The sequence below is a fragment of the Achromobacter marplatensis genome (genome assembly GCF_002209535.1).
GTDB lineage: Bacteria > Pseudomonadota > Gammaproteobacteria > Burkholderiales > Burkholderiaceae_B > Achromobacter > Achromobacter marplatensis.
In genome coordinates this window covers 17088-34632 of record NZ_NJIG01000025.1, presented here as the reverse complement: position 1 = coordinate 34632, position 17545 = coordinate 17088, and the positions used below count along the sequence as shown (strand labels likewise).

General features: G+C 64.6%; 19 protein-coding genes. 10 read left to right on the top strand and 9 right to left on the bottom strand.

Going from position 1 to position 17545, the window contains the following annotated elements; all coding sequences use genetic code 11:
- Positions 1 to 2: 2 nt before the first annotated feature.
- The gene (locus CEY09_RS29685; protein ID WP_088591350.1) at positions 3 to 383 is read right to left on the bottom strand and encodes a cupin domain-containing protein; all 381 of its coding nucleotides are present in this window, start codon (positions 381 to 383) and stop codon (positions 3 to 5) included.
- 152 nt (positions 384 to 535) lie between these two features.
- Here CEY09_RS29685 and CEY09_RS29680 point away from each other — a divergent pair, with 152 nt between their 5' ends.
- Both CEY09_RS29680 and CEY09_RS29675 read left to right on the top strand, forming a co-directional pair.
- Positions 536 to 775 (top strand): Arm DNA-binding domain-containing protein, encoded by a 240-nt coding sequence (locus tag CEY09_RS29680; RefSeq protein WP_088591349.1) that lies wholly within the window; start codon positions 536 to 538, stop codon positions 773 to 775.
- Complete coding sequence (locus tag CEY09_RS29675) at positions 772 to 1338, top strand: ureidoglycolate lyase (protein WP_088591348.1); 567 nt, start codon at positions 772 to 774, stop codon at positions 1336 to 1338. Before CEY09_RS29680 ends, CEY09_RS29675 begins: the two co-directional genes overlap by 4 nt.
- A gap of 35 nt (positions 1339 to 1373) precedes the next feature.
- Here the strand turns inward: CEY09_RS29675 and CEY09_RS29670 are convergent, their stop codons facing one another.
- A complete protein-coding gene (locus tag CEY09_RS29670) occupies positions 1374 to 1967 on the bottom strand; it encodes a hypothetical protein (protein WP_088591347.1) in 594 nt (197 codons plus the stop codon).
- Between the two features lie 161 nt (positions 1968 to 2128).
- Between CEY09_RS29670 and CEY09_RS29665 the strand changes: the two genes are divergently transcribed.
- On the top strand, positions 2129 to 3601 hold the full coding sequence (locus CEY09_RS29665) for a DUF1254 domain-containing protein (protein WP_088591346.1): 1473 nt from the start codon (positions 2129 to 2131) through the stop codon (positions 3599 to 3601).
- 88 nt (positions 3602 to 3689) lie between these two features.
- Positions 3690 to 4619, top strand: a complete 930-nt coding sequence (locus tag CEY09_RS29660) for a LysR family transcriptional regulator (protein ID WP_088591345.1) — start codon at positions 3690 to 3692, stop codon at positions 4617 to 4619.
- Between the two features lie 22 nt (positions 4620 to 4641).
- Here the strand turns inward: CEY09_RS29660 and CEY09_RS29655 are convergent, their stop codons facing one another.
- From CEY09_RS29655 to CEY09_RS29640, 4 genes are all read right to left on the bottom strand, one after another.
- The gene (locus CEY09_RS29655) at positions 4642 to 5445 is read right to left on the bottom strand and encodes an SDR family oxidoreductase (protein ID WP_088591344.1); all 804 of its coding nucleotides are present in this window, start codon (positions 5443 to 5445) and stop codon (positions 4642 to 4644) included.
- A gap of 25 nt (positions 5446 to 5470) precedes the next feature.
- Positions 5471 to 6670, bottom strand: a complete 1200-nt coding sequence (locus CEY09_RS29650) for an ABC transporter substrate-binding protein (protein WP_006222448.1) — start codon at positions 6668 to 6670, stop codon at positions 5471 to 5473.
- 42 nt (positions 6671 to 6712) lie between these two features.
- Positions 6713 to 7648: a 3,5-dioxohexanoate:acetyl-CoA acetone transferase gene (kce, locus tag CEY09_RS29645; protein WP_006222447.1), complete on the bottom strand. Its 936-nt coding sequence runs from the start codon at positions 7646 to 7648 to the stop codon at positions 6713 to 6715.
- A gap of 212 nt (positions 7649 to 7860) precedes the next feature.
- Entirely contained in the window at positions 7861 to 8190 is a 330-nt protein-coding gene (locus tag CEY09_RS29640; RefSeq protein WP_006222446.1) for a YegP family protein, read from the bottom strand.
- Positions 8191 to 8313: 123 nt separating this feature from the next.
- Here CEY09_RS29640 and CEY09_RS29635 point away from each other — a divergent pair, with 123 nt between their 5' ends.
- The 4 genes from CEY09_RS29635 to CEY09_RS29620 all read left to right on the top strand — a co-directional run bounded on the left by CEY09_RS29635 (position 8314) and on the right by CEY09_RS29620 (position 12696).
- On the top strand, positions 8314 to 9864 hold the full coding sequence (locus CEY09_RS29635; RefSeq protein ID WP_088591343.1) for a xylulokinase: 1551 nt from the start codon (positions 8314 to 8316) through the stop codon (positions 9862 to 9864).
- A 145-nt stretch (positions 9865 to 10009) separates the two neighbouring features.
- Entirely contained in the window at positions 10010 to 10951 is a 942-nt protein-coding gene (locus CEY09_RS29630) for an ABC transporter permease (protein ID WP_006222444.1), read from the top strand.
- A gap of 18 nt (positions 10952 to 10969) precedes the next feature.
- Positions 10970 to 11932, top strand: a complete 963-nt coding sequence (locus tag CEY09_RS29625; RefSeq protein WP_088591342.1) for a sugar ABC transporter substrate-binding protein — start codon at positions 10970 to 10972, stop codon at positions 11930 to 11932.
- A gap of 23 nt (positions 11933 to 11955) precedes the next feature.
- On the top strand, positions 11956 to 12696 hold the full coding sequence (locus CEY09_RS29620) for an ATP-binding cassette domain-containing protein (protein WP_035212389.1): 741 nt from the start codon (positions 11956 to 11958) through the stop codon (positions 12694 to 12696).
- 307 nt (positions 12697 to 13003) lie between these two features.
- On the opposite strand, the gene CEY09_RS29615 is transcribed toward CEY09_RS29620, so the two are convergent.
- Complete coding sequence (locus CEY09_RS29615) at positions 13004 to 13285, bottom strand: peptidylprolyl isomerase (RefSeq protein WP_006222441.1); 282 nt, start codon at positions 13283 to 13285, stop codon at positions 13004 to 13006.
- Between the two features lie 214 nt (positions 13286 to 13499).
- Here CEY09_RS29615 and CEY09_RS29610 point away from each other — a divergent pair, with 214 nt between their 5' ends.
- Together CEY09_RS29610 and CEY09_RS29605 are read left to right on the top strand one after the other, a co-directional pair.
- Positions 13500 to 13748 (top strand): FitA-like ribbon-helix-helix domain-containing protein, encoded by a 249-nt coding sequence (locus tag CEY09_RS29610; protein WP_167390186.1) that lies wholly within the window; start codon positions 13500 to 13502, stop codon positions 13746 to 13748.
- Positions 13745 to 14164, top strand: coding sequence for a type II toxin-antitoxin system VapC family toxin (locus tag CEY09_RS29605; protein WP_088591341.1), 420 nt, complete (start codon positions 13745 to 13747; stop codon positions 14162 to 14164). Before CEY09_RS29610 ends, CEY09_RS29605 begins: the two co-directional genes overlap by 4 nt.
- Positions 14165 to 14199: 35 nt before the next feature.
- Here the strand turns inward: CEY09_RS29605 and CEY09_RS29600 are convergent, their stop codons facing one another.
- Both CEY09_RS29600 and CEY09_RS29595 read right to left on the bottom strand, forming a co-directional pair.
- A complete protein-coding gene (locus CEY09_RS29600; protein ID WP_088591340.1) occupies positions 14200 to 16335 on the bottom strand; it encodes an ATP-dependent helicase in 2136 nt (711 codons plus the stop codon).
- Between the two features lie 138 nt (positions 16336 to 16473).
- Positions 16474 to 17493 carry an amino acid ABC transporter substrate-binding protein gene (locus CEY09_RS29595; protein WP_035212286.1) on the bottom strand — a complete coding sequence of 340 codons (1020 nt, stop codon included), beginning with the start codon at positions 17491 to 17493 and terminating at the stop codon, positions 16474 to 16476.
- Between the last annotated feature and the right edge of the window lie 52 nt (positions 17494 to 17545).

Here is a 17545-nt window from a genome sequence, read left to right as displayed (position 1 = left end):
GGCTACAGGGCGCGGTGCTGCGTGCCCGCGCCCATGGTGATGTGCAGCATGCGACAGGGCTCGATCACCTTAACGGTGTGCCACACGCCTTTCGGGATCACGTACGCGTCGCCGTCCAGCATCTTCACCGTCTGGATGGCCGTCGGCCATTCCAGGTGCAGCTCGGCCGCGCCTGACATCAGGCGCACGATCTCGTCGGCTTCGGGGTGCATCTCCCACTGCGGCCAATCCTTGGAGAAGGCGTACTCGGACACCAGCCAGCCGCGGCCGAAACGGTCCAGCTCATCGGGGGACTGGGACCAGAACGCGTCCCCGCCGTTGACGGTGGAAGCGGTGCCGGTGGCGTCCAGCAAGACGTAATGCGACGACAGATCGGTAGCCATGGTGCGCATCCTTGTGTGGGGAGGCTTGAGTTGCGGGTTTGGGGCCATAGTAACGAGGCGGCCCGGATTTGGCTCGGGCTTTCGCGCCGGTTTCAGCGCGTCATCTTGAAGCGATATCATGTCGCCCATCAGCAACCACAACGGGAAAGGCGATGAGCCAGGGGTTCGATGGGGTCAGGCCCGCGTCCGAATCGTCCATCGAGATCGGCTTCTTCTATGACGGCAGGCACTGCGTTGAACGCATCCGCGTCAAGCCCACGGCCGCCAACCTGAAACGGGCCGCCGATCGCCGGGCGGCCATCCTGGAGGCCATCGCGCGCGGCGATTTCGACTACGACGCCGAATTCCCCAAGCGCAGCACGCCTCCGAAGCCACCACAAGGGTCCGCATGACAAGCAACACGCAGCTGATAGTCAATGATCTGACGCCGCAGGCTTTCTCGGCTTACGGCTGGATGCTGGGCAAGCCCATGCCGGACGGCAATGGCGTGCCGCTATTCTCCAACCCGGCCACGGATTTCTGGCAGGAACACGTGTTCAACACGGGGGCGGGCGGCGACGCCGAATTGCTGTGGGTCAACTACCGCAGCCCATCCGTGGAAATCGCGAGCCTGGAAAAGCATCTATTGACGCAGCAGGCCATCGTGCCGCTGACCGGCCAGATCATCCAGGTGGTCGCCAAAAGCGCCGCCGACGGCAGCCCGGACCTGGCGACGCTGGCGGCTTTTCGCGTGCCGCAAGGCCAAGGCATCTGCATGCGGCCGGGTTGCTGGCACGCGACCCGCGTCGTCGATGGGGAAGTGACCTGCCTGATGTTGACGCGGCGATCCACCACGGTGGACCTGATCCAGCATCTGACCACCGACGCGCGAGCAACGGAAAGCGCTATCGTGGAGATCCCTTTGCAACGCCTGGAAGACCTGACCGAGGTGGCGCTGGAAGCGGCTACGCAATAACCCGCTTCACAGGCGCTGGGTAAAGGCCGCGGCGATCATTCCGCTTCGCTGCACACCACGCCCAGGCGCTTGAACAGGGGCCATTTGTTGCGGTAGCCATCCGTCCAGCACATGGCGGTAAACGCCGACAGCGGTTCATCCACCGCATGCACCGTGATTTGCGCGGCCGCGGCGTCGTCCTTGGGGCAGAAGGGCTGGCCCGGCGTCGGGTACAGCGCCCCTTCCCAAACAGGGCTGCCGCAGTGTTCGCAGAAATTGGTCCACTGGCCGTTGCGGTCCGGGTTTTGGCGGACGGTGGGCGCCAGCGCCTTCAAGGTTCGCACGACCGGCGCCGACAGGATGCCAACCTGCGACAACAGCACGGGCCCTTCGATGCGCTGCCATTGCTCCGGGCCGAACAGCCATTCGTGGAACGCCATGGGGTCCAGCCCGGTGCTGTCGCCGTCTTCGTCCAGCTCGATGTCGGCTTCCGTGCTTTCGTGATCGGGCGGCACCGCCAGCGCGAACACGGGTGTGGATTCGCCACACTGGGCGCAGCAGTGCGTGGCTTGCAGCACGTAGTACGACGATGCTCGCAGGTTTGCGCCTGATTCGCCGTCGCCACCCGTATTGCTATTCTGCGTATCCATGCCTGAAATGTTGTTCCTGTGCGAACCGGTCCTAGTTGTGGGGTACCGGTTCTTCTTCATCGCCGGGAAATATGCCAGAATCTGTCCCGGAATTTCTGCTTAGCCCGCGACGCTGCCGCCACCAGGGCGTTGCCAACATCCCCAACGTGTTGGAGCCAACCATGCGCGACCGCCAGAGTAGCACTGGATTTTCCACCGCCCTTCGCGGCGTGCCCGCCCGGTGGTTCATGGCGACGCTGCTGGCAGGCGGCTTGGCCGGCTGCAGCTTCACATCGCCGGACGAGGCCACGGGGTCGCAATCGGTCGGCATCCACGGCGTCACCGGGCAGCAGGCGCGCAGCATCGCCCGCGAGGCCTACCTGTACGGCACGCCCATGGTCGCCAGCTACCAGACCATGTACGCGTTCAGCATCGACAAGAACAACCCGCAGTACAAGGGGCCGTTCAATACGGTGAACAACATCGCGCGCGTCTTCACCCCCGAAGACACGGCCTTCGTCACGCCCAACTCCGATACGCCATACTCGTTCGCCATCCTGGACCTGCGCGCCGAACCGGTCGTGATTTCCGTGCCGCCGATGGAAAAGCGCCGGTACTTCGTCCTGCAGCTGATGGACCTGTACACGTACAACTTCGCCTACATCGGCAGCCGCAGCACGGGCAATGGCGGCGGGAATTTCCTGATCGCCGGCCCCCGTTGGACGGGCAAGGTGCCCCCCGGCATCACCAAGGTGATCAAGTCGGAAACCGAACTGGTGAACATGGTGGGCCGCACCCAGATGTTCAACCCGGCCGACCTCGAGAACGTCAAGCGCATCCAGGCCCGCTACAAGATCCAGCCCTTGTCGGCCTTCGCCAAGCGCCCGGCCCCACCCGCGCCGCCGGCCGTCGAGTGGATCCCGCCAGTGCCGCCCGGCGAGATGCGCACGTCGCTGGAGTTCTACAACCAGCTGGCCTTCCTGCTGCAGTTCGCGCCCACGCATCCCACCGAGAAATGGCTGCGCGAACGCTTCGCCAGCATCGGCTTGAAACCGGGCCAACCCTACAAGGCCGACGCCCTGAATCCCGCCTTGCGCCGCGCCTTGCAGGAAGGCATGCACACGGCGCAGAACGACATCGACAAGAACCGTGCCGCGCTCGGCGGCAAGACCGATACGCTGTTCGGCGACCGTAGCAAGCTGAAGAACGACTACCTGACGCGCGCCACCGGCACGCAAGTCGGCATCGGGGCCAACAGCCGCGAAGAGGCGCTGTATCCGGTCCTGGAAAAAGACAGCCGCGGCCAGGAACTGGACGGCAAGTACGCCTATACGCTGCGCTTCGCGCCGCGCAGCCTGCCGCCGGTCAACGCGTTCTGGTCCATGACCATGTATCGGCTGCCCGAACAGTTGCTGGCGCCCAATCCCATCAACCGCTACCTGATCAACTCGCCCATGCTGCCGTCCCTGAAGAAGGACGCCGATGGCGGGCTTACGCTGTATATCCAGGCGCAATCTCCCGGCAAGGCCAAGGAGTCCAACTGGCTGCCCGCGCCGGAAGGCCCGTTCATGGTGACGATGCGGTACTACTGGCCCAAGCCGGAACTGCTGGAGGGCAAGTGGGTGTCGCCGGAAATAGAGCGGGTGCCGCAATAGGCGCATCGGCGCGCACAGCCTAGAATCGGGCTCCGGAGGGCGGCGGGCGCAAATCCGGCCGCCTTTCCCATGGGGAGGAGTCACGGGCATGAAGCGCAACTTCAATATCCACGATCTGCGTATCTTCTATACGGTCGTCATGACCGGGTCGACCCGCCAGGCGGCGCAGGTGATGCACCTGACGCAGCCGGCGATCAGCCATGCGGTCTCGCGCCTGGAAAGCGCCACGGGCGTGCAGCTGTTCGACCGCTCGCACAAGACCTTGCGGCCCACCGAGGCAGGGCAGTACCTGTACACCGAAGCCAAGTTCGTGCTGGACGAGCTGGTGCGCATCGACGAAGCCTTGCACAGCATTGAGCAGTTCGGTAGCCGTGGCTTGCGTATCGCGTCGTCGCCGGCGTTGGCGCTGAGCTATGCGCCTGAGGCCGTCAAGCGCTACCTGGACGAACACGGCAAGCGGCCGTTCTCGGTCGACGTGGAATCCTCAGTGCAGGTAATCAGCGCGGTGGAGACCATGCGGGCAGACTTCGGCCTGGGTGCGGTCGGGCAAGACAGCCCGCGGCTGAACTTCACGCCTTTCCTGCGTACCGATGTCATGGCGATTGCGCACCGGGATCATCCGCTGGCCAAGCGTCGCGTAGTCGCCGTGGCGGATATCGCGCCGGACACCTTCGTCAAGCCGCTGTGGTCCGACTACGTGGTGGCGCAGGGCGACACCGGCGACACCACGCAGCTGGATTTCGCCATGCAGGCGCACATGACCCTGGTGCCGGGCACCGTGCGGGCGATGAAGGGGATCAGTCTGGTCAACGCGCTGTCGGCCTCCGATATCACGCTGGTCTACCCCGATCTGGTGGCGCTGCCGCTGGCGTCGCGGCAGTGGTTTGAATTCGTGCTGATCACTCGTAAGGATGCGCAGAACCAGGAACTGACCGGGCGGCTGCTGGGCGCGTTGCATGCTACCGCCCAGGCGCGCCGCACCGGCGTCTATGCGGACACGATCCAGCTGATCGGCTAGCGCGCCGCACTTTTGACGCGCGTCAGGCGGCCGGCGGTTGCCACGGCAGCGATTGCAGGTCGCCGTCGATGCTGATGGCCTGGCCGCTGACCATCGCGCCGTAAGGGCTGGCCAGGAACAGCGCCATGTTTGCGATATCGGCGGCACGCACGAATTGGCGCAGACTGACGCCGGCCAGTTCCAGCTCGGTTTCTTCCTTGACCGTCAGGCCCATGTTGCGGGCGCGGGCGGCGATCACGCGGTCGATGCGGGGGCCCGCCACCAGCCCGGGCAGCAGCGCGTTCACCCGGATGCCATAGCCGCCCAGTTCCACCGCCAGCGACCGCGTCAGCCCGACCACGCCCCATTTGGACGCGGCGTACGGCGTGCGCATGGGGATGCCCATGCGGCCGGCCACCGAACTGATGTTGATGATGGCCCCGCCGCCCGCTTGGCGCAGCGCGGGCACCGCATGCCGCACGGTGTGGAATTGCGAGGCCAGGTTGATGTCCAGCGTCGCGCTCAGGTCATCGGGCTGGATGTCGGTGATGCCCGCCGTGGGGCCGGCGATGCCGGCGTTGTTGACCAGCACGTCCAGGCCGCCCAGATGCGCCAGGGCGGTCTCCATGTAGCGGTCGATGTCTTCGCGCCGGCTGACGTCGGCATGGAGATTAGCGTGGCGGCTGGACGTAAGCGCGTTCTGGTCCACGTCGCACAGGTGGACGCGGGCGCCGCGGTCGGCAAAGGCGTCGGCCAGGGCCGCGCCGATGCCTGCCGCGCCGGCGGTGATGATGACGCGGCGGCCGCTCAGGTCCACCGGCAGGGCGGTAAGGTCTTGCTGGTTCATGTGGTTTTCCCGGGATGCGTTCGGATCAGGGTTTCATCAGGCGGCAGGTGGATTCCTGCGGCGACGTGTAGATCTGGTCGCCGGGAATCTGCGCGATCAGCTTGTAGTAGTCCCACGGCCCCTTGGATTCGGACGGTTTTTTCACCTGCATCAGGTACATGTCGTGCACCATCAGGCCGTCGGCACGGATGTGCGCGTCCTTGGCGAAGAAGTCGTTCACGGGGTTGGCCTTCAGCCACTTCATGATCGTGTCGCCGTCGGTGGTGCCGGTGGCCTGCACCGCCTTCAGATAGGTGGTCGTCACGGAGTAGTCACCCGCCTGCAGCATGGACGGCTTCTTCTTCATGCGTTCTTCAAAGCGCGCAGCCCACTTTCGCGACGCATCGTCCTGATCCCAGTACCACGCCGTCGTCAGGTACATGTCTTGGGCCGCCGCTAGGCCAAGCGCGTGGATGTCGGTGATCAGCACCAGCAGGCCAGCGATCTTCATTTTGGGCGTCAGGCCGAATTCCGCCGCGGCCTTGACGGCGTTGCTGGTGTCGTTGGCTGAATTGGCCAGCCCCAGCACCGTCGCGCCCGATGCCTGCGCCTGCAGGATGAACGACGAGAAGTCCGCCGAGTTCAACGGGTGCCGCACGCGGCCCTTCACCTGGCCGCCGTCGGCCTGCACGACCGCCGACGCGTCGCGCTCCAGCGCGTGGCCAAAGGCGTGGTCCACCGTCAGGAAGAACCAGTCCTTGTTGCCTTCCTTCAGCATCGCGCGGGCCGTGCCGCGCGACAGTGACACCGTGTCGTACACGTAATGCACCGTGTAGGGCGTGCATTGCGCATTGGTCAATTCGGAAGCCCCCGCGCTGACGACGAAGAAGGGCGTCTTCTTCTCTTCGGCCACCTTCGCCATCGCAAGCGCGGCCGCGGAGTTGGCGCCGGCGATCAGCATGTCGACGCCTTTCTGGTCCAGCCATTCCCGGGCGCGGGACGAGGCGATGTCGGCGCGGTTCTGGTGGTCGGCCACCAGCACCTCGATCTTCTTGCCCGCCACGGCGCCGCCCATGTCCGCCACCGCCATCTTGATGGCCTCGGCGCCGCCGGGGCCGTCGGCGTCCGCCGACAAGCCCGACATGTCGGTGATGAAGCCGATGCGGATCACGCCGTCATCGGCGCTGGCCGCGCCGCCCAGGCTCAGCAATACGGCGGCCACGGCCGCATTCAAGGTCTTTTTCATGATGTCTCCCCGCGAGGGTTTTGGTGTGGTTCCGGTGACGCGTCAGAACGCGACGTTGTCCCGGCCTTTGAGCTGCAGGATGTCGCGCGCGTCGTCAGGCGTAGCGATGGTGAGCGACAGGTCTTCCAGAATGCGGCGGATGCGCCGCACCTGGTCGGCGTTCGAATGCGCCAGTTCGCCCGGCCCATCCCACAGCGAATCTTCCAGGCCCACGCGCACGTAACCGCCCATCGTGGCGGCCTGGGTGGCCAGCGGCGTCTGCTTGCGTCCCGCGGCCAGCACCGACCACCGGTAGTCGTCGCCGAACAGGCGGTCGGCCGTGCGGCGCATCATCATCACGTCTTCGGGGTGGGTGCCGATGCCGCCGCGGATGCCGAAGACGGACTGGATCAGGAAGGGCGGCTTCAGCAGGCCCTTGTCCACGAAGTGCGCGGCCGTGTACAGATGGCCGATGTCGTAGCACTCGATCTCGAAACGCGTGCCGTTGTCGTTGCAGGACCTGAGGATGTGCTCGATGTCCTTGAACGTGTTCTTGAAAATCAGGTCGTTGCTGCCTTCCAGATACGGGCGTTCCCAGTCGTGCTTGAATTCCTTGAAGCGTTCCAGCAATTCATACATGCCGAAGTTCATCGACCCCATGTTCAACGATGCCACTTCGGGCTTGAACGTGGTGGCGGGCAGCATGCGTTCGCTGACCGGCAGCACGGGCGAACCGCCGGTGGTGATGTTGATGACCACATCGCTGGCCGCCTTGATGCGCGGCAGGAACTGCGCGTACAGCGCGGGGTCCTGCGTGGGCCGGCCGGTCTGGGGATCGCGCGCATGCAGATGCACGATTGCCGCGCCGGCCTCGGCGGCTTCCAGCGCCGATTGCGCGATCTGGTCGGGCGTCACCGGCAGGTACGGCGACATCGACGGCGTGTGCACCGAGCCAGTAATGGCGCAGGTGATGATCACATTGTTTTTGCGTTTCTTCATGGGCCTTGGACGATTCGTGTTTTCTTATGGGCCCCGGCTGTCTCCTCCGGGTGCGGCCCATTCTGTCGCACGGTCCTGGCCTTGTCACCTGAACAGAAATTATCAACTGATAGGCTTTACGGTGCTGCGGCGCAACGTGGATGCGCCGGGCTGGCGCGGCCCGATAAAAAGCCGCCACCCAGGGCGGGCGGCGGCCGTAATCGAAAACGCACTCAGGTCTGGTCTTTGGTCGGCGACTTGGGGCCGTTCGTCTTGACGGATTCGATGCCTTTGTCTCGCGCCTGGGCCGTCGAATACATTTCGCTGCGCCCGACCGATTCGCCGTTCGCCGCCACCAGCGTGAAGTAGTGCGAGCCGTCTTTCGCCGTCTTGCGCATGTAGCGCGCCTCGTCGGCGGAATATTTCTGCACCGCGGCAATGCCGCCTTCGGCCGAGGCCTTGGTCGTGTATTGCTCGCTGGTCAGGATCACCTCGTGATTACCCGCGTGCAGATTGAACATGAACTGCGTCCCGCTGCGCTTCAGTACAAAGTAACCGCTCATCGTCGTCTCCGTTCTTGTTGAAGGGGTAACGCTTGGGCAACTTGCAACACGCCGGGTGGCGTCTGCCGAGAATACTTGATGCGGGCGACTTTGGAACAGCAGGCTGAAATACAATCGGCCGCTATGTCCGACCGCCCGCTTCCTTCCCCGTCTTCCCCTCAAACGCCCCGCAGCGGATACGTCCTGGCGGTGGACCTGGGCGGTACGCGCTTTCGCGCGGCGCTGGTGGATGAATGCGGCGGCATTGCCCATTCCTGCGCCATCGATAGCCCCGCAGGCGCCGGGCCGCATCCGGGTTGGGACGACATCGACGCCGATGCCTGGTGGCGCGGCCTGCAATCCCTGTCCGACACCTTGGCCACCCAGGCCGGCGCTGCCTTCGACGCCGTGCAGGCGATTGCCATTTGCGGCGTCACGCGCACCCAGGTCTTCGTCGACGCGCAAGGCGCCGCCATTCGCCCAGCCATCACCTGGCGCGACACACGCACTGCCGCGGATGTGGCCGAATGGCTGGCGGCCATGCCGTCCGGCCATCCCGAAAGCCGGCAGATCAACGCCTTCCACCCTTGGGCGCGGCTGGCGTGGCTGCTGCGCGCCGAACCGCAGCATGCGGCGCGGGTGCGGGTCGTGCTGGAACCCAAGGACTACCTGAACTTCCGCCTGACGGGCACGGCGGCCAGCGATACCGTGTCGATGGCGCGTTTGGCTGCTGCTGCCCGGGGGCACGCGACCGGGCCTGATCTGCTGACGGCCCTGGGCGCCGATCCCGCCTGGGTGCCCCCCTTGCTGAGCCCCCTGGATATTGTCGGGCCCGTGCAAGCCGGCCTGCCGGGCGCCCTGGCCCGTTTGGCAGGCCGCAGCGTCGTCGCCTGCGCGAACGACACCTGGGCTGCGGTGGCCGGCCTGGGCGCGCTGCGCTCGGGCTACGCCTACAACATATCGGGCACCACCGAAGTCTTTGGCGCGGTGGGCGCCGAGCCCGTGCAGGCCCAGGGCCTGATGACCGTGGACTGGGGCAGCGGCCACCACCAGATTGGCGGCCCAGGCCAGAACGGCGCGGACACGGTAGCCTGGCTGTTGCCGCTGCTGGGCCGCCTGGGCGCCGAGGGCATGGCGGGCGTGGGCACCGCCATGGACGCTTTGTTGAATGCGCCGCGCGACCCGCAACCCGCCTTGTTCCTGCCGTACCTGCAGGGCGAGCGCGTCCCGTACTGGGACCCGCACCTGCGCGGGGCATTCCTTGGCCTGAACCGGCGGCATGGCGCAGGCGACCTGGCGTGGGCCGTGCTGGAGGGCGTGGCCTTCCTGAACCGCACCGTCCTGGAGCGCGCCGAGGCCGCCCTGGGCGCGCCGGTGGGGGAAATCCGCTTTGGCGGCGGCGCCGCGTCCAGCCCGCAGTGGTGCCAGGTCAAGGCCGACATCTGCGAACGCGCCGTCGTCGTCGGCCAAGCGGAACAACCCGGTGTCGTCGGTGCGGCCGTAGCCGGCTGGACGGCGCTGGGCCACTACGGCAGCTTCTCCCAGGCGCAGGACGCGCTGGTCCGCACGGCGCACCGCTACGAACCCCAGGCTGACCGCAGCGCCGCTTACCGTCAGCTATACGCCCAGTTCCGCGCGGCGGAAGCAGCGCTGACGCCGGTGTCGCACGCGCTGGCCGGGATGCGGTTGCCGTAAAAACCCTAGGTGCGCTTGCGCGGCCTGGCAGCCCCTTGCCGCACCGTCGGGGTATAAACTCCTACGCCATCAGGGCGCGAACGCCCGGCAGGCGGTGGATAACCCTTGCACTACAACGAATACCAACGCAGCAAGGGTTGAGTCGATGCGCGGCATCCTGGAAAAGTACGGCACGGCAATCGCGGGATTGGTCCTGGTGGGCTTCTTCGCAATCGCCGCCCCGAATTTCGCGGCACCGAACAATCTGTTGAACATCGCCAAGGAAACCAGCTTCCTGGCCATCATTGCCATCGGCTTCACGCTGGCGCTGGTGACCGCCGAACTGGACCTGTCAGTGGCCGACGTCGCCAGTCTGGCGGCCGTCGTCACCGGCGCCCTGGTGCACACGGGGCAGCCGGTGTTGATCGCCATCGCGGCGGGCCTGGGCGTCGGCCTGCTTTGCGGCCTGGTCAACGGCATCGCCGTCACCCGCCTGCGCGTCCCGTCCTTGATCGCCACCCTAGGCATGGCCGCCATGGCACGCGGCTTCGCCTTCATGCTGACCGACGGCGTGTCCTACGTCGGCCGCTGGCCTGCAACCTTCACGGACCTGGCTCGCGCCAAGCCCTTTGGCATTCCCGCCTTGGTGCTGTGGATGCTGGGCGCGGTGCTGGTCGCCTACTTCCTGATCAAATGGACCCGCACCGGCGCCCGCATGACCGCCACCGGCGAAGCCGGGGAATCCGCGCGGCTGGCCGGCATCAACATCCGCGCCATGAAAAGCATCGGCCTGGCTCTGTCCGGCCTGTGCGCAGGGCTGGCCGCCGTGTTGCTGACATCCAGCCTGTCGTCCGCCGCGCCCAACATGGCCGGCGACTACTTCCTGTACGCGATCGCCGCCGTCTTGCTGGGCATGACCATGTTCAACCCTGGCCACGCCAACATCCCTGGCACGCTCGTCGCTGCGCTGATCCTGAAGGTGCTGGGCAACGGCCTGGTGCTGATGGGCGCGCCGTACTACGTGCAGGACATCGTGCTGGGTTTCATCATGATCGCGTCCGTCGCGGTGTCATCGGCCGTCCTGAAGAAAGCGGCCTTCAAATTCTGATCCGAAGGGGAAACCACCATGACCAAAACCTTGAAGCGCACGCTGCTTGCCAGCGCATTCGCCCTGCAATCGCTGGTGGCCAGCGCTGCCTACGCCTTTGACGTCGGCATCGTCGCCTTTCAGATGTCGTCCGAAACGCACGCCCGCGTCGCCAACGCCGCGGCCGAAGCCGCCCGCGCCAAAGGCTGGACCGTTACCCAACTGAACGCCGAAGGCTCGCTGCCTAAACTGGCCGAACAGCTGGACACGCTGGTCAACAAAAAGGTCGACGCCATCGTCGTCGCCATGGGCAAACCCGTGGAAACCGACGCCCAGCTGCAAGCCGCCAAAGAGAAGGGCATCCCAATCGTGGGCGTGATGTCCGGCGCCAGCCCGCACATGCTGTTCGACGTCGAAGTCAATGAATATGCCACCGGCGCGCAGTCGGTGCTGTATCTGCTGGGCAAGATGGGCTACCAGGGCAACATCCTGTCCGCCCGCTTCGACGGCAACTCCGGTACCCGCATCCGCGGCAAGATGCTGGACGCCGTCCTGACGGAAAACACCGCCGTCAAAGACCTGGCCAAGTTCAGCATGGCCCGCACGCAAAGCTGGCGCGACGACGTGCGCAACGGCATGCAGGCCTTGTTCCTGCGCCATCAAGGCCAGTTCAAGGGCGTCTGGGCCTCGTTTGACGGCCAGGCCTACGTCATCGACGACCTGCTGCAATCCCAGGGCATGAAGAAGGGCGACATCACCTTGGTGTCGGTCGACGGCGGCCCGGAAACCTACCGCCGCATCGCCGACCCCAACAGCCTGATCACCGCCACCATGATGATCCCGTTCGAACAGCTGGGCGCAAGCGCCATCGATTCCGTCGATCGCATCGTGGTGAAGAAGGAGCCCAAAGAGACCGTCGCCGCCGGCCCGTACCTGTTCATGGATTCGGTGCTGGTCGACGCCACCAACGTCCAGAAATTCCTGCAACCCGCCGCCAAGTAATTGCCGTGACCGCCCTGACCACCATGACCGCCGCGCTGTCGCTACGCCAGATCCGCAAGTCCTATGGGGCGGTCGAGGCCCTGAAGGGCGTCGATCTGGACGTGCCCGAAGGCCGCGTCATGGCCATTTGCGGCGACAACGGCGCAGGCAAGTCCACGCTGATCCGCATCATCTCCGGCGCGCAAGAACCCACGGGCGGCGAGCTGAGCCTGAACGGCCAGAAGGTCGTGTTCGGATCCCCTCACGACGCGCTGGTGCAAGGCATCGCGACGATCTATCAGGACCTGGCCCTGGCGCCGCGCTTGTCCATCTGGGAAAACGTCTTCATGGGCGCCGAACTGGTGCGCCGGGTGGGGCCATTCAGCGTCCTGGACAAGCGCCGCATGGCCCTGGACGCACGCGGCTACCTGCAACGCCTGTCCGTGCCCATTGAAGACATGGACCGCCCGGTCGAACGCATGTCCGGCGGCCAACGCCAGGCCGTCGCCATCGCACGCGCGCTGCGCTGGGACGCGCGCGTCGTCATCATGGATGAACCCACCGCGGCATTGGGCGTCAAGGAAACGGCGCTGGTGCTGAATCTGGTGCGCAAGCTGCGGGAAGAAGGGCGCACCGTCATCCTCATCAGCCACAACATGGCCGACGTGGTGGCGCTGGCGGACCGCGTGGCGATCCTGAAGAGCGGCGTGAAGGTCATCGAACGCGACGTGGCCGGGCTGAATGCAGATGCCCTGGCGCACATGGTGATGACGGGGAAGGAATGAGGGGCGCGCCAGCGGGTTGTTGACTCGCGCGATCGGCGGCACACCAAACATGTAGGATGGGTGTAGCGCGAGAAATCCGCCCCAAGCACATCAATGCCGAACGCGCGCAACCCATCAAGCCGCGCCGGCGTCATGGCTGGAACGCCTAAGCATGGCAACGCTGCCTGATGGGTTACGCGCGATGTGCGCTGGTACGGGTGGCTGGATTCTCTCGCGCTACACCCATCCTACGACTGCGAATCCGCACAAAAAAAGGCCGCCGCCGGGTTTCCCCTGGCGGCGGCCTTTTTGCCGGCAGCAGCGGGACTTAGTCCTTGCGGCTGGTCACTTCAACCAGGTGATAACCGAACTGGGTCTTCACCGGGCCCTGGACCACGCCAACCGGGGCGCTGAACACGACGGTATCGAATTCCTTGACCATCTGGCCCGGGCCGAACGTGCCCAGGTTGCCACCGTCACGGCTCGACGGGCAGCTGGAGTTTTCCTTGGCGACTTGGGCGAAATCAGCGCCGTTTTCAATGGCGGTCTTGAGTTCGTTGCACTTGGCTTCGGTGGAAACGAGGATGTGACGGGCGGAGGCTTGTGCCATGAGGGCTCCTTGCGGGGAATGATTGGGGGAGGGGAGAGTAACGCATTCGGCGTTGCTCGCTACCCTGCAATCATAAACGGGGAATCCGGCCTCTCTGGGCGGGTCGCTGCCTGTTGCCTGTGTTTCTGCCTGATACGGGCAGACCAAGTCCCCCTGGCGTTGCGCCTACATTAGTCAATGATTAAAATGCAGTCATTGACTAATGGAGGCTTTCGTGGCGACCATGACGATCCGCAACATCGATGACCAGCTCAAGGCCCGGCTCCGGGTGCAGGCGGCGCAGCACGGGCGTTCGATGGAAGACGAGGCCCGCGACATTCTCCGCGCCGCTCTGTCCGCTGAGCCTCCCCGTGGCCTTTCGCTCGTCGGGGCGATCCGGGCGCGTGTCGCGCCGTTGGGAGGGCTTGAGCTGGATCTTCCAGCGCGTGAACCCCTACGCACGCCTCCGGAGCTGGGCGCATGATCCTGCTGGATACGAACGTCATTTCGGAGATTCTTCGGCCAGAGCCCGATCCCCGTGTGGTCGACTGGCTTGAGACGCAGCCGCGAACGGCGTTGTTTGCGACGACGATCAGCCGTGGCGAATTGCTCTACGGAGTCAGGTTGCTGCCTGAGCGACAGCGCCGGGATGCGCTTCTGCGAGCGGTTCTGGCGATCTTTGCGTCAGATCTGGCGGGGCAGGTTCTCAACTTTGATGGTGAGGCCGCAGATGCGTATGCAGAGATCGCTGCCGAGCACCGAGCGATGGGCAAGCCGGTTAGCCAGTTTGATGCGATGATCGCTGGGATTGCTCGATCGCGGGGGGCGAGCCTGGCGACACGTAACGTCAAGGATTTTGCCGACTGCGGCATCAACGTGATAGATCCTTGGCGCTATTGACTGCAGATTCCGCGGGGCCCGCCGCCGTCGCTTGATTAATCCGCCAGCCACGGCTTGAAGGGCTCCAAATCCAACCCGCTAGGCACATACCAGACCTTCCTGGTCTTATCCCACTGTGCCCCCAACGCCTTCACCACGTCCTTGTTCTCATAGGCGACGCGAAGATCCCGATGACCCACCGCCTGCGCCGGCGCGGCCATATTCCGGCGTAGCGCGGTGTCCGCGCGCTTCTGAATCGCCGCCAGCTGCATCCGGTCAACGAACACGCTCCGCCGCGCCGCTTCTTCCGACGAAACCAGCGTCAAGCGCGCTTTCGTCCGTGTCGCCGCGACATAGAACAGATTCTCTTCTTCCCCCAGTTCCCGCAGCGGATTCGGAAACTCGCCCGCGTCCAGGAACGGCAGGACGACATGGTCGAATTCCTTGCCCTTCACATTCACGATGCAGTCCATCAACACCGCGTTCTTCCCAGGCCGGGCGCCAACGAACGCTTCCGCCGCGCCAATCCATTCGGAAAACTGGTTCAGCGTCTTTCCCGAGTTTCGTGCCGAGGTGAGGAATCCGCTGACGGACTTGGTGACGACCGAGGCTTCATAGGGGTGGACATACAGGCGCTTGGCCAATTTATCCATGTCCATGATGTCGCAGACTTTCTCCAGCGCCGTGTGGGCAGGCGAGTCCACGGACAGGCCGCGCAGGAATGACACGGCATCCGCAATGTGGGTGCGGGCGGAGACGCTGCCGACGCGTTGAATCTGGCCGTCGAAAAAGTGCTTCAACGCCGACGGTTCTTTGGCCAGGGTGGATTTGGCCTCGCTTAGCTCTTCCGGGGTCAGCGGAACCTCTGCAAAGGTCGCCAGCGCTTCCACGATGGCCTCTCGCGTAGTCGGCGACGCAACGTGGTGGAAGTCGTCCAGCGCAATGGCGATCATGCCGCGCAGGAACAGGATTTCTTCGCGCAACAGGTAGCTGTTCATTGTCAGCGTGCGGTATTGCAGGCCGGCGTTCATCAGCGCGTTTTCTATTTCGATGGACTGGTGGGCGTCGCGGAACAGGATGCAGCAGTTCTCCAGCTTCTTGCCGTCCTGCTTCCATCGAATAACCGCTTTGACGACTTCGGCGCCGCACGCGCCGGGCGTGTTGGCGTAGGACAGTTCGTGGATATCCGTGCGCACCGGAAGATTTGAATCGACGGGCTTGTGCTTGAACGCTTCCATGGCGTAGGCCAGATGCGGCCCGTGGCGGTACGTCATCGTCAGCGGGAAGCTGGCGCAGTCGGGGAAGCTGGAGGCGATGCGATATTGCAGGAACGCTTCGTCTGCGCCCAGGTGCGAATAAATGACCTGGTCTTTGTCGCCCACGCCGACGAAATAGGTGGTGTCCAGGCTGACCAGGGCTTCGACAATGCAGAACGAGGCTTCGTTCATGTCATGCAATTCGTCGCACACCACCAGTTTGTAGCGGGGCAGGTCGTGGCGGGCGTCGGGGCTTGACCGCAGCAGGCGCGCCAGGTCGTAGGTGGCATCGAAAAAGCCGCGGGCGTCCACATAGCCGAACACGTCAACGCGTTGCTTCTCGTATTCGATGGCCCACAGATAATCCGTCAGCGGCAGCCCCAACGTCTCTGCCGCATATTCGGGATCATCCTCGCCGTCTGGCGCCAGCATCATCGTTGCTTTCAGCTTCAGCAAGTTGTCCAGGAATTGGCTGACGGCGGTGTTGTGGGTGCGGATATCCAGCATGTCCGCATACTGCGGGTGGTTGCGCGCCACGTTCTCCAGCACGGACAGCGCATAGCTTTGCTGTTCACGGGTGGACGGCAGTAGTTCCGGCTTGGCGTCCTCGATGCGGGACAGGACCTGCTGGGCAAACGTTTCAACGGTTTGGACGGGAATCCGCTTCGCGGTGTTGTAGGCGATGCTCACTTCGACCAAACGCGCCTGCAGGACCTGCCGGGCTTCGTCGGTGAAGGTCAGGGCAAGAATGTCTTCAGGCGCTAATCCCCGGGCCAGCGACTCCCCGATGCGCAGGGCCAGCGTGGTGGTCTTGGCAGCCCCCGCGTTGGCGATCACAAGGCTCGTGCGGTTGCGCGAAGCCTGGATCTTTTTCTGTTCTTCGGTGGGAACAAATCCTGCAGGGAAGAACTGGATGGAGGGGGAGCTTGTCGTCATCGGGGAGGTAAAGGCGCGAGCAGAAATGTCGCTGGAGTCAGACGCCAGTGTAACGATTCCGACAACGCCTTCGCCCAATGCAAGCGGCCGGCGGGCGCGCTGGGCACCCGCCGGCCGTTCAGGCCTGATTCCTGACGCTTAGCGCACCGGCCAGCCGTACATCAGGCCGCCATCGCGATAAGACGCGTTCAAGCCGCGCGGCAGCTTCAAGGGGCTGCTGGGGCCCAGGTTCTTCTCGAAGCTTTCGCCGTAGTTGCCGATGTGCTTGATGATGTTGTAGGCCCACTTGTCATCCACCCCCAGGTTCTTGCCCATGCCCGGGGTGACACCCAGCAGGCGCTGCACGTTGGGGTTGGTGCTTTTCAGCATCTCGTCCACGTTCTTCGACGTGATGCCGTACTCTTCCGCTTCCAGCATGGCGAACATGGTCCAGCGGACCACGTTGAACCATTGCTCGTCGCCTTGGCGCACCATGGGGCCCAGCGGTTCCTTCGAGAAGTTCTCCGGAAGAATGTCGTACTTTTCCGGGTTCTCCAGGTTGGTGCGGGCTGCGGCCAGCTGCGACTTATCGCCGGTGAACGCGTCGCAGCGTCCCACCGCGAAGGCGCGGATGATCTCGTCCAGACGCTCCACGACCACCGGCTTGAAGACAATGTTCTGCGAGCGGAACCAGTCAGACAGGTTCAGCTCGGTGGTCGTGCCCGGCTGCACGCACACCGTCGCGCCGTCCAGTTCCTTGGCGCTTTTCACGTTCAGGGACTTGTTCACCATGATGCCCTGGCTGTCGTAGTAATTCACGCCGACGCCGATCAGGCCCAGGGTGGTGTCGCGCGTCAACGACAAGGTCGTGTTGCGGGGCAGGACGTCCACTTCACCGGACTGCAGCGCGGTGAAACGTTGCACGGCGCTGACCGCCATGATCTTGGATTTGGAAGCATCGCCAAACATGGTGATGGCCAGCGCGCGGCACAGGTCGACGTCCAGGCCGATCCAACCGCCCTTGCTGTCGTTCACGGAGAAGCCCGCGACGCCGGTGGAGACGCCGCATTGGACGAAGCCCTTGTTCTTCACGCTGTCGAAAGTCACGCCGGCGTTGGCAGCGGCCCAGGACGAGAGGAATAAGGCGGTGCCTGCCGCAACATGTTTGAGTGCTTTCATGGTGTCTCCGCGCTGAATGCGCATGGTATTCGTCCGCCGGTGGGCGGATGTG